The 12620-nt window shown below is 29.6% G+C and carries 13 protein-coding genes; 8 read left to right on the forward strand and 5 right to left on the reverse strand.

Annotation, left to right across the window (positions count from 1 at the left end; translation table 11 throughout):
• From AACZ53_RS00005 to AACZ53_RS00015, 3 genes are all read right to left on the reverse strand, one after another.
• A partial coding sequence (locus AACZ53_RS00005) for a metallophosphoesterase (protein WP_339833180.1) occupies positions 1-284 on the reverse strand: 284 nt, incomplete at its 3' end.
• Positions 277-1425, reverse strand: coding sequence for an ATP-binding protein (locus tag AACZ53_RS00010; protein ID WP_339833182.1), 1149 nt, complete (start codon positions 1423-1425; stop codon positions 277-279). The genes AACZ53_RS00010 and AACZ53_RS00005, both read right to left, overlap by 8 nt.
• Before the next feature lie 25 nt (positions 1426-1450).
• Complete coding sequence (locus tag AACZ53_RS00015; protein ID WP_339833185.1) at positions 1451-2320, reverse strand: aldo/keto reductase; 870 nt, start codon at positions 2318-2320, stop codon at positions 1451-1453.
• A gap of 188 nt (positions 2321-2508) precedes the next feature.
• Between AACZ53_RS00015 and AACZ53_RS00020 the strand changes: the two genes are divergently transcribed.
• From AACZ53_RS00020 to AACZ53_RS00055, 8 genes are all read left to right on the forward strand, one after another.
• The gene (locus tag AACZ53_RS00020) at positions 2509-3513 is read left to right on the forward strand and encodes a MoxR family ATPase (protein WP_026716732.1); all 1005 of its coding nucleotides are present in this window, start codon (positions 2509-2511) and stop codon (positions 3511-3513) included.
• Between the two features lie 151 nt (positions 3514-3664).
• Positions 3665-4528 carry a DUF58 domain-containing protein gene (locus AACZ53_RS00025; RefSeq protein ID WP_339833188.1) on the forward strand — a complete coding sequence of 288 codons (864 nt, stop codon included), beginning with the start codon at positions 3665-3667 and terminating at the stop codon, positions 4526-4528.
• Positions 4529-4575: 47 nt separating this feature from the next.
• Positions 4576-6186 (forward strand): hypothetical protein, encoded by a 1611-nt coding sequence (locus AACZ53_RS00030; protein WP_339833190.1) that lies wholly within the window; start codon positions 4576-4578, stop codon positions 6184-6186.
• Entirely contained in the window at positions 6186-7190 is a 1005-nt protein-coding gene (locus tag AACZ53_RS00035) for a VWA domain-containing protein (RefSeq protein ID WP_339833193.1), read from the forward strand. Before AACZ53_RS00030 ends, AACZ53_RS00035 begins: the two co-directional genes overlap by 1 nt.
• 1 nt (position 7191) lies before the next feature.
• On the forward strand, positions 7192-8232 hold the full coding sequence (locus tag AACZ53_RS00040; RefSeq protein ID WP_026716736.1) for a VWA domain-containing protein: 1041 nt from the start codon (positions 7192-7194) through the stop codon (positions 8230-8232).
• The gene (locus AACZ53_RS00045; RefSeq protein WP_339833198.1) at positions 8225-8932 is read left to right on the forward strand and encodes a tetratricopeptide repeat protein; all 708 of its coding nucleotides are present in this window, start codon (positions 8225-8227) and stop codon (positions 8930-8932) included. The genes AACZ53_RS00040 and AACZ53_RS00045 overlap by 8 nt, the downstream gene beginning before the upstream one ends.
• Positions 8933-8963: 31 nt before the next feature.
• Positions 8964-10745 (forward strand): BatD family protein, encoded by a 1782-nt coding sequence (locus AACZ53_RS00050; protein WP_339833201.1) that lies wholly within the window; start codon positions 8964-8966, stop codon positions 10743-10745.
• A gap of 4 nt (positions 10746-10749) precedes the next feature.
• Positions 10750-11517, forward strand: coding sequence for a tetratricopeptide repeat protein (locus tag AACZ53_RS00055; protein WP_339833204.1), 768 nt, complete (start codon positions 10750-10752; stop codon positions 11515-11517).
• Positions 11518-11540: 23 nt separating this feature from the next.
• Here the strand turns inward: AACZ53_RS00055 and AACZ53_RS00060 are convergent, their stop codons facing one another.
• Complete coding sequence (locus tag AACZ53_RS00060) at positions 11541-11915, reverse strand: hypothetical protein (protein ID WP_339833206.1); 375 nt, start codon at positions 11913-11915, stop codon at positions 11541-11543.
• Between the two features lie 102 nt (positions 11916-12017).
• A complete protein-coding gene (locus tag AACZ53_RS00065) occupies positions 12018-12521 on the reverse strand; it encodes a CvpA family protein (RefSeq protein WP_339833209.1) in 504 nt (167 codons plus the stop codon).
• Positions 12522-12620 lie beyond the last annotated feature (99 nt).

Here is a 12620-nt window from a genome sequence, read left to right on the forward strand (position 1 = left end):
TCAATAGTAGATTTTCCACCATGTTTAAACCACTCTATATTATAGGAATTGTTTTTTAGATAATTTAACAATAGGTCATCATGATTTCCTCTTATGAAAACACAGTTTTGTTTTTTATCTAAATCCATTAAAAAATCTAAAACTTGAGGCGATTCACTCCAACCATCAACATAATCTCCTAAAAAAATTAAAGTATCATTTTGAGTAACATTAGCTCTTTCTATAACTTGATTTAAAGCTTTTAATCCACCGTGAATGTCACCTATTACTAATTTTCTATTCATTCTTATTATATTTCATTTTCCTTAAAACGCGTAATGCTTCTTTAAAAGCGATGTAAACTTCGGGATTTTCATATTGTTTTAAAACTAATTTAGCATCAATTAACTTTTGTTTGGCCTCATCAAATCCATTTAAGTAACAAATCATTAAAATAGAAGGAATATTTTCAACATCTTTTTTTTCCTGATCATTCAATAAATTTTTTTTATTCATTTTCTGAATCAACGCTAAAGTCGAATTGTAAATGTGAAACAACATTTTTCGATTATATTGCGGTGGTTCAAACAAAAATTCGGAATCCATTTTATAATAACCATTGTCAAAAAAAGTAATTTTTAATTTTTCTAAAGGATAATAACTGGTTTTGTCATTCAAACCTAATTGAACGTATTCGGTAATCATAAAAGAATCATTGTCAAAAGAAATGCTAATTTCGTCTAAAGCAGAATAAAACAACTTCACTTGTTCATTAACGAGCTCAATATCAACTCTTGAATAATACGTTTTGTCTTTAACTTTCTTTTTATTTCCAGCCCAACAAACTACAAAAAGCTCCTTGAAAACTTTGTATTCAGAAGGCAAGTCTTTGTGCGAAATATTTATAAAATGTAAAACACTTTCTAAGGTATGTTCTATGCTATTCCTAGAATTATTTTCAATGCTAATTACAGTTTCAGTGTTGATCTTTGAAAAAGAAACCTTTTCATGGGTAGGCATAGTACTGCTTCCGACTCGAATAAAAGTTGAATTTGCCAGAATTGTATGAATGTTTTTCTTGAATTTAGAAACCTTTCCATTAGGCTTAATTGTAACTAGACCAACAACCTTATCTGAGGACAAATTTGGAAAAGGCACATTCTCATATTGAATTTTTGGGGGATTTTCTAAATAAGCATTTACCAAATTTTGAATGCGACTGTCATCAAAAAAATCATCTCCAACAATTTCATTCGTTTCATCTTCAACACCCACAACAATAAAAGATGAATTTGTTGGGTTTGAATTAGATAAAGCGCAAATGTGTTTTAAAAACTTTGCTTTTCCTTCTTTGCTATGTAAGTTTAACTGACGCTTTTTGTCATAAAAACTGTTCTCATCATTGTGAGCTAGTAAATTTTTGACAAGGAGGCGTTTGTTAATCATGTTTTATAGTTTTCATAGAAAGTTTTTAAGGAACTTCATTTCCTTGGCTTTCTGTCCAAATCGCAAACCAATCTTCTAAATCTAATTTAATTTTTTTAGCATTATTCAATTGCGGAATTCTAGTTAAATTTGTTGTTCCAACTACTGGAATAATATTTGAAGGATGTTGCAAAACCCATGAAAGCAATAACAAATCCGAAGAAACTTCATATTTGATAACTAAATCTGTCAAGATTTTTTTTAATCTTCTAGTTTGTTGTGAATCTTCTTTAAATACTGATCCAAGAGGGTTCCATGCCATTGGTTTTATAGCATTATTTTGCATAAAATCTAAACTTCCGTTCAGCATTGCTTCAGAATTTGTGGCTGAAAATTGAATTTGGTTAAATTCAACAGGAATGACTTTTTGTAATAATTCAGTTTGAGAATTGGTGAAATTGGAAACTCCAAAAGATAAAATTTTACCTTGTGATTTTAATTGATCAATTGCTTTTGCAACTTCGTCAGGTTGAAGTAATGGACTTGGTCTGTGTAATAAAAACACGTCCAAATAATCAGTTTGAAGATTTTTTAATGAGTTTTCTGCACTCCAAATAATGTAATCAGCCGAATAATCATAATGTTTAACCTTATAATTTCTTTCTTCAGAAATAAGTTTTATTCCACATTTAGAAATAAGTTGAATAGCGTTTCTGTCAATTGCAGATTGTGAAAAAGCTTTTCCAAAAGAGGCTTCCGTTGTGTAACCACCATAAATATCAGCATGATCAAATGAAGTAATATTTTGAGCTAAAAAAGCATGAATTAAAGTAGTCATTTCTTGAGCGTTTAAGTTTTTGTCCCAAACACCCCAATTCATAACTCCAGCCACAATTGGCGAAAGTTTTGCAGTCATATTTATAGTATTTTTAAATTTTTTCTTAAAAGTATAAAACTAAATCATAAATCATTCCCAATTAAGGGCTATTCAGATTATTTTTAACGGAATGTTAACAACAAAAAAGTAAAAAAAAGTACAATTTTGAAACGTTATAAAAAATCACATAGTTTTACCCGAGAATTCGGTACTAAATTAATAATAAAATGGAAGAAAACACAATGACTTTGGATATTAGAGCGATCAATGAAAAGATTGAAAGAGAAAGTGCTTTTATTGATTTGCTTACAATGGAAATGAATAAAACAATTGTCGGACAAAAGCATATGATTGAACGATTGTTAATTGGACTTTTAGGACAAGGACATATTTTGTTAGAAGGTGTACCTGGTTTAGCAAAAACATTAGCAATAAATACTTTGGCTCAAGCTGTTGAAGGAAGTTTTAGTAGAATTCAGTTTACACCAGATTTATTGCCAGCTGATGTCGTTGGAACTATGATTTATAATATGAAAGATAATGCTTTTTCAATCAAGAAAGGGCCAATTTTTGCCAACTTTGTCTTAGCAGATGAGATTAACCGTGCTCCTGCAAAAGTACAATCAGCTTTGCTTGAAGCGATGCAAGAAAAACAAGTAACGATTGGTGATACAACTTTCAAATTAGATAAGCCGTTTTTTGTATTAGCCACACAAAACCCTGTGGAACAAGAAGGAACATATCCTTTGCCAGAAGCTCAAGTTGACCGTTTTATGCTTAAAACCGTTATTGATTATCCAAAAATGGAAGACGAACGTGTGATTATGAAGCAAAGTTTAATGGGTAATTATGATAAAATCAATCCAGTAGTTTCTGTAGAACAAATTAAACGTGCACAAGAAGCCGTGAAAGAAGTTTATATGGATGAAAAAATCGAAAAATACATTTTAGATATTGTTTTCGCTACTCGTTATCCAGAAAAATATAAATTAGAAAGTCTTAAGCCGTTAATCAGTTTTGGAGCTTCACCTCGTGGAAGTATCAATTTAGCAATGGCCTCAAAATGTTATGCTTTTATTAAACGAAGAGGTTATGTAATTCCAGAAGATGTTCGTGCGGTTGTTCATGATGTTCTTCGTCACAGAATTGGAATTACATACGAAGCAGAAGCTGAAAATATAACTTCTGTGGATATCATCAATAAAATTGTAAACGAAGTTGAAGTACCTTAGTTGGTAGTGTTCAGTTATTAGTTGGCAGTTGCTTAACGTAAAATAACACACTAAAACTTTAAAATTACTAAAAAAGTTGAATTGTTGACAATTGTACAACACAAAGCTAATCACTGATCACTCAATACTGAACACTGATTACTCAAAAAAAATGGATACAAAGGAAATTCTTAAAAAAGTACGTAAAATAGAAATCAAGACCCGAAGATTGAGCGATCATATCTTTTCGGGAGAATATCACACTTCTTTTAAAGGACGTGGAATGACATTTTCTGAAGTCCGTCAATACCAATTTGGAGATGATGTTAGAAGTATTGATTGGAATGTAACAGCAAAATATAACGAACCTTACGTAAAAGTTTTTGAAGAAGAACGAGAACTTAATATGATGCTACTAGTTGATTGTTCTGGTTCTGAAAGTTTTGGAACTAAAAACCAATTAAAAAGTGAAATTATTGCCGAAATTGGAGCAACATTAGCTTTTTCAGCAACAAACAATAATGATAAAATTGGTTTAATTTTATTTTCAGACGAAATTGAGTTGTTTATTCCACCAAAAAAAGGAAAGTCACACGTGTTAAGAATTATTAGAGAATTAATTGAATTTCAGCCAAAAAGCAAGAAAACCGATTTGTCTCAAGCCTTAAAATTCTTATCAAGCATCATGAAGAAAAAAGCAATTGTTTTTGTGATTTCAGATTTTATGGTGAAAGATTATGAATCAACCTTAAAAATTGTTTCAAAAAAGCACGACATAACTGGAATTAGAGTTTTTGACCAAAGAGAAGAAAGCATTCCAAATATTGGGTTGGTTCAAATGCTTGATGCAGAAACAAACGAATTAATGTATGTAAATACAAATTCAAAACGATTGCGATTAGATTATGAAGTTAATCATAGGGAAAATGTAGATTATTTTAAAACTACTTTTTCTAAATCTGGAGCTGGAGTAATTCACTCAAGAGTTGATGAAAATTACGTAAAAAAATTGCTGAGTTACTTCAAGGCTAGATAATGTTTCAAGATTGATGATAATTGAATTTAGATTTCAGAAATAAAAAAATGAAAAAAAGATTATACATACTGTTTTTATTGATTTCAGCGTTTGGATTTTCTCAATCGATGACTTCTTCAGTAGATTCTACAGAAATAAAAATCGGTTCTCAATTGAATTTGATTCTAAAAGCAAAAGTAACGCTAAAAGATCATGTGGTTTTTCCAGAGCGAAAATTCATTGGTCGTCTAGAAGTTTTAGAATCGTATCCAATTGACACAATCAAAGACAATGACAAACTAGAATTAATAAAAAAATACGGATTAACGCAATTTGATTCTGGAGTTTATAAAATACCTAGCATTGCAGTTCGAATTAATAATAAAGAATATTTTTCAGATTCATCTTCAGTCAGAGTTAATGATGTAAAGGTTGATACTATTGTGCAACCCATGTTTGATATTAAACCTATTGTAGAAGTCAAAAAACCAGCAAGTGATTGGTGGAAATATGTGTTATTTGGTCTTTTAGTAATTGGATTAGGCGTTTTAGCTTATTTCATTATAAAAAGAATTCAGAAAAATAAAAAAGAGGAAGCTAAAGGTTTCGCTTCTCCAATTGAAAAAGCATTAGTCTATTCAGAAAACCTAGAAAAAAAGAGTCTTTGGCAAAACGGAAAAGTAAAAGAGTATTATTCTGAATTAACGGATATTGCTCGTGTCTACATAGAAGAATCACTTTCTGTTCCGGCTATGGAAAGTACTTCAAATGAACTATACAAAGCATTAAGAGCCGAAACAGGAAAAAGAAATATTAAAATAAGTCCTTCTTTATTAAACCAATTTAACGAAGTATTAAAAAACGCCGATTTAGTAAAATTTGCCAAATCACAACCAATAGCTTCAGAAATTGAAGAAAGTAAAATGATAATAAATGAGTTTTTATTGTCATTAGATAAAGCAACTCCTAGAACACAAGAAGAACAAGATAATCTGTTTCAAGAAGAAATTAGAATTAAGAAAGCTAAAAAAGATAAGGTAATTCGTGCTGTACTTTCTATTGTAGTTGTAATTGTGTTTTTGTTTATATCATTAATAGTATTTGCTAGAACAATTGCTTATGATTATTTGAAAGATAATTATATTGGACACACCTCTAAAGAATTGTTAGAAAAAGAATGGGTAATATCAGAATATGGTGATCCAGCCATAAAAATTGAAACCCCAAGAGTTTTAAAACGTACTGTTGACGAAAGAGTGCAGCAAAATTTACCACCAACTGTTAAGTCTGTTGGAAGATTTACATATGGAAGTTTGATTGATAACTTCTCCATAACATTAAACACAACCACTTTTAAAGATTCTGTCGCTTTAGATAAAGACATTGCTATAGAAGCAAATATTAAATATTTAGAATCTGTTGGTGCAAAAAATATTTTAGTAAAAGTTGATGATTATGAGCCAAAGAAAGGGCTTTCAGGTAAAAAGGCCTACGGAACATTTACAGTAAATAATCCTATAGATAAAAAAGAATATAAAATGGCTTATGAAATTGTGATTTTTGCGCAACCAAACTCAGCTCAAGAGTTCTTTTTAATCTATAAAGATGGTGATAAAGATGCAGAGAAGATGATGGAACGCGTAAGAAACTCTATTGAACTTAAAAAAAGTAGTCTATAATGGGAAATATAACCTTTTTAAATCCACATTTTTTCTGGTTGTTTTTAACAATCCCATTAGCTACTGCTTGGTATTTTTATAACAAAAATAATAGAGATGCAAGTTTAAAAATTAGCTCAACAAAATCGTTTAAAAAGAATCATTCATTATTGTCAAAAGTAAAGCCACTATTGTTTTACGCAAGGTTGATGGCTTTAGCATTAATAATTTTAGCATTAGCAAGACCAAGAACTGTTGATGTTTCAGTAAAACAAAAATCAACAAGTGGAATTGATATTGTAATGGCAATAGATGTTTCTGGAAGTATGTTGGCCAAAGATTTAAAACCAAACCGTTTAGATGCACTTAAAAAAGTAGCCTCAAAATTCTCAAATGATAGAATAAATGACCGAATCGGAATTGTAGTTTATGCAGGTGAAAGTTATACAAAAACACCAGTAACGTCAGATGCATTAATTGTACAACAAGCTATAAAATCTATTGAATATGATGATTCAATAATTCAAGATGGAACCGGAATTGGTGTAGGTTTGGCAACTGCCGTAAACCGTTTAAGAGAAAGTAAAGCTAAAAGTAGAATAATTATTTTATTGACTGATGGTGTTAACAATTCAGGAACAATTGACCCAAGAATGGCTGCGGATATTGCTAAAAAATATGGTATAAAAGTCTACACAATCGGAATTGGAACAAACGGTAGAGCCATGTTTCCATACGCAAAAGAGCCAAGTGGAAAATTCTTATACCAAATGATGGATGTAGAAATTGACGAAGGATTAATGAAGGAAATCGCAAAAAAAACAGACGGAATTTATTACAGAGCAACAAGTAATGAAAGATTAGAAGCTATTTATGACAACATTAATAAGCTTGAAAAGACAGAAATAAAAGAAAAAAAATTTACTAATTATAACGAATTGTTTAGACCATTACTACTTGTAGCTTGTGGTTTATTGTTGATAGAAGTACTATTAAGAAACACAATTTTAAGAGGATTTATATAAAATGTTTCAACTAGAAGAATCAAAATATTTGTATTTATTGCTGATAGTGCCAATTGTGGTAGTGTTTTTCGTATTCAATTTTTATTGGAAAACTAAAAAGCAAAAAGAGTTTGGTGATTTAGATTTGGTAAAAAAACTGATTCCAGAATATTCTGGTTTTAAGTCAATTCTTAAGTTTTTATTGGTTGTTTTGGGATTGAGTGCTATAATAATTGCTATAGCAAATCCAAGATTAGGAACAAAAATGGAAACGATAAAACGTGACGGAATTGATATTGTCTTTGCGTTAGATGTTTCTAAAAGCATGTTAGCTGAAGACGTTGCTCCAAATCGTTTAGAGAAGTCAAAACAAATCATCAACCAAATTATTAATAATTTACAAGGAGATAGAATTGGTTTAATTGCTTACGCTGGAAGTGCTTATCCTATTTTGCCAATGACATCTGATTATAGTATTGGAAAAATGTATTTGCAAAACGCGAATACTAATATGCTTTCATCACAAGGAACTGCTTTAAATCAAGCGATTAATCAAGCGATCAATTTCTTTGATGATGACCAACAAAGTAAGTTGTTGATTTTAATTTCTGATGGGGAAGACCATGGTGATGATTCAAAAGAAGCTCTAGAAATTGCTAAAGAAAAGGGCATAAAAATTGTAACAATAAGTGTTGGAACAACTAAAGGTGGACAAATTCCAATCAAAGAAAATGGCAAAGTTTTAGGCTACAAAAAAGATTCAAACGGTGAAATAGTTGTAACCAAAATGAATGCTGAATCACTAAAATTAATTGCAGAAGCAACTAAAGGAAAATATCTAGACGGAAATAATACTAAATCAGTTGTAGATAATTTGCAAACTGTTTTAAATTCAATTGAAAAAAACGAATCTGAAACACAACAAATAGCTGAATTTAAATCGCAATATCAATGGTTTTTAGGTTTAGGATTTCTGCTGTTATTTATAGATTTGCTGATGTTTGAAAGAAAAACAGCCTGGTTTCAAAAATTAAATTTATTTAAAGAGAAAAGAGATGAATAGAGTAATTGTTTATATAGTTTTATTAGTTTCTTCTTTTATTTTTGCACAAGAAGATCACAAAGATTTGTATAAAGGAAATGAATCTTTCAAAGGAAAGAAATACATTGCTTCAGAGGCAGATTATAGAGTTTCGGCTTCATCCGATAAAAAGGTAAAAGCAGCTTCTTATTATAATATGGGAAATAGTATTTATAGACTAAATCAACCAGGAGAAGCTAAGTTCAAGTTTTTTGAAGCAACAACTTCCGCTAAAACTAAAGATGAAAAACATAAGGCTTTTCATAATTTAGGAAACACTTTAATGTTAGAAAAAAACTATCAAGGAGCAGTTGAATCTTATAAAAATGCTTTGCGTAATAATCCTTATGATGAGCAAACGCGTTATAATTACGCTTTAGCAAAAAAGTTTTTAAAGGAAAATCCTCCAAAAAGTGGTGGTGGCGGAAATGATAAGGATAAAAACAAAGATAAAGATCAAGAAAAGAATAAAGACCAAGATCAACAAGATAAAAAGGACAAAAAAGATCAAAATAAAGAAGGAGATAAAGAGGATAAAGGAAATCCTAAACCACAAGGAGCTGACAAACAAAAAATTGAAAACATCTTAGAAGCAGTTAATAACGCTGAAAAGAAGATTCAAGAAAAAGTAAATTCTCGCAAAGAAAAAGGAGTTCGTGTTCAAACAGATAAAGATTGGTAATAATTAGATACTGAAATAAATTCAGCATAAAATGAAAAAGATTTTTTTAATTTTCGTGATTTTAATCCAATTCACTGCCTTGGCTCAAGTAAAATTTGAAGCAAGAACAGATAAGGATATTTATGCTTTAAACGAAAAGATTCTACTTACTTTTATGATTAACAATGATGGAGATAACTTTGATCCACCAAAATTAGAGTCTTTTAGAGTTGAAGGTCCTTCAATTAGTAAAGGAAACAATACTTCAATTTCTATTAATAACGGAAAAGTAAATAGTAGAAGAGAAATTTTCACTCAATTAAATTATTACCTTACTCCAAAGTCAAAAGGAACTTTTACTATCCAGCCAGCAACAATCGAATATGAAGGAATAATTTACAAATCAAATCCAGTTGTTGTAAGAATTGTTGATGCTATACAAATGCCGGTTGATCCAAATGATCCATTAGCTCAAGTTGGAGAAGGTGTTTTTTTAGTGGCTGATATTTCTAAACAAAATCCTTATGTAAATGAACCTGTAACCGTAGTTTATAAAGTGTATTTTGATCCAAGATATGGTGTAAATAATGTGCGTGAAACAGAAAATCCTGCTTATAATGGTTTTTGGAGTCAGTTTCAAGATATGAAAAACCTAAAAGCAGTTTTAGCAAAATACAACGGAAAAGACTATGCAATGGTTGAATGGAGAAAAGTTATATTATATCCATTAGAATCAGGAAATAAAAACCTAGATCCTTTAACAATTACAATGGATGTAAATGTACCCGTTAGAAGAACTTCTCCTTATGAAAGTCCTTTTCAAACGGTTTCAAAAACTATTTCGGCTGGTGCAAGAACAATTAATGTAAAGCCTTTGCCAGAAGCTAACAAACCAATAGATTTTAAAGGAGCAGTTGGAGACTTTGCATTTAAAATTGTGCCTTCGAAAAAGCAAGTTAAGTTTGGTGAATCATTAGATTTAGTTGTTGAAGTTTCAGGAAAAGGAAATTTAAAATTATTTGAATTACCAAAACTTGAATTACCAACTGCTTTTGATGTTTTCGAACCAAAACACAACGAAGAAGTAAATACACCGTTATCTGGAATGATTGGAAAAATTTCAGACACTTACACAATTGTACCTCAATCCAAAGGAAAATTCCCGATAAAACCTGTTGTATTTTCTTATTTTGATTTGAAATCTAATTCATACAAAACTATCACTTCTGATGAATTTGTTGTAGATGTTATAGATGGGCCAGGTTTAGCAACAGTTGCCTCAAATAATCCTGATAAACAAGATATTACTAAAACGGAAACCTTTCAATTCATAAATAGAAAAACAAGTTTTGAACCTATAAATAAAAGCACACCATTTGGATCAACTATTTATTATTCATTATTGCTATTGCCGTTGTGTTTTATTCCAATTTTATTCATAGTGAAACGCAAAACAGACCAATATGTAAGTGATGAACACGGAAATAGAATTCGAATGAATAACAAATTAGCGAAGAAATATTTAGGGGAAGCTAAAAAACAATTAGGAAACAAAGTGCCTTTCTATTTGGCTATTGAAAAAGCATTACACAATTTCTTAAAAGCTAAATTGAATATTGAAACGTCTGAAATGGATAAAGAAAACATCCAATTATTACTATTGCAGAAAAATGCTTCTCAAGAATCTGTTGCTAATTTTATAAATACAATGAAATCAGCTGAATTTGCAAGATATGCACCTTCATCAGATGATACTATGAAAATGGATTTTGAAAAAGCAGTGGAGAGTATTTCACTATTAGAAAAAGAATTAACTCAAACTAAATCAGTTTAATAAAATGAAGAATTTAGTTTACATATTTATACTATTGTTCCAATTTTCATTTGGACAATCAGCCGATGAATCTTCTCAGAAAGTATTTGAGATTGCAAATGAAATGTATAAAAAAGGAGATTACGAAAATGCGATTCAGAAATATGAATTTATTGAAAAAAGCTTGAAACAAGAATCAGCTGATTTATATTTTAACCTTGGAAACTCTTATTACAAATTAAATAAGGTTGCTCCTTCAATTTATTATTATGAAAAAGCATTGTTATTAAAACCTAGTGATAAAGCTATAAAAACAAATCTAGCATTTGCACAAAAAAGAACTATTGACAACATAAAAGTAGTTAACGAATTAGGATTTACTAAATTTATTAAAGGTATAACTTCCATTTTTTCTATCAATACTTGGACGTGGTTGAGCGTTGCTTTTTCAGTAATTACCATATTGAGTTTTGGTTTGTTTTTATATAAAGAAGAATCAGGCACCAAAAGAGTTTCATTCATTGGAATTTTTGTTTCTTTATTTTTGGTAATAGTTTCCTTTTTATCAGCCAATTTTTTGACAAACTACAAAAAAATAGACAAACCAGCCATAATTTTTGAAGACACTGTTGAGGTAAAAGCAGAACCCAAAGAAGATGCAGACAATGCTTTCACACTTCACGAAGGTACAAAAGTCTATGTGAAAGAAACATTAGATAATTACAAAAGAATTCATTTAACAGATAAAACTGAAGGTTGGGTTTTGAGTAGTGCTGTTAAGGAAGTTAGGTAGATTTTATTTAAAATAAAGTTTAATTATTTTAATTTTAAATCATTTACTTGTTTACTTAAATCGTAAATCATTTGTTCTAATAATTTTACTTTTTTTGGTAAATTAAGAAATTCATTAATTGATATGTTTTCATCAGCATTAATATTAGAAAAACTTTCAGAAACTTCAGTTTTTAAAGGTGTGCCATGACCTCTTTTTAAATATAAATGATTAACTTCTGGATAAGCATTAAGGATTCTGTTAATCATATCATTAGAAATACCATGTACACCATTATAAACATTGTAAATTGTTGTATTAGAACTGTATTTAAGAGCTTTTCTAAATTCAGGTTTTTTTACTCCTAAAGCTTCAATAACGTTATCAAGGATTTCTTTGTTTTCTAATTTTGTCATCATATAGTTTTTCGAAATGCAATTTAATAATTATCTTATTAATTATATAAATGTTTTTTAAATTTTTAAATTTTCACCGTTATCTGAATTCTGCTCACTGCCAACTTAAGACTGAACACTTTTTTCATACCATTCTTCTATCTGTGGATAAACAAACTCTGAGACTTTCTTGATCGGATTATAAAACATAGAATTATCAAGCGTTTCTTGTTTAGCAATCATGTTATTTACATTGATTTTTTCAAACAATAAAATAACAATACTCAAAGCCAAAATAGTTTTAAGCATACTAAAAACGGCTCCAGCTAATTTGTTAATCCAACCTAAAAAAGCAAAATCAGCAATTTTTGTCAAGACTTTAGCCAAAAGATGAATTCCGGCTACAACAGCAATAAAAGTCAAAGCAAAAGCTATAATTGCAATATATTTTGGATCCCAAGAAACATTATTTTCAATAATAGATTTCGCAAAATTAGAAAATTTTAAAGCAACAAATATTCCTGCCAACAAAGCAACTAAAGAAGCCAGCTCAACAAATAGGCCATTTTTAATTCCTTTATATAAAGCATAAGCTAAAAAAGCAGCAAAAATTATATCAATAAAACTCATATAATATATAATAGATTGTAAGACATTAGAGAATAGTCAATGGAACAAAGATAAAAGAATTATCGAAAGTCAAATTACTAGTTACTATCTTTGCAAAAA

Origin of the sequence: uncultured Flavobacterium sp., from assembly GCF_963975005.1 — a bacterium.
Taxonomy (GTDB): Bacteria; Bacteroidota; Bacteroidia; order Flavobacteriales; family Flavobacteriaceae; genus Flavobacterium.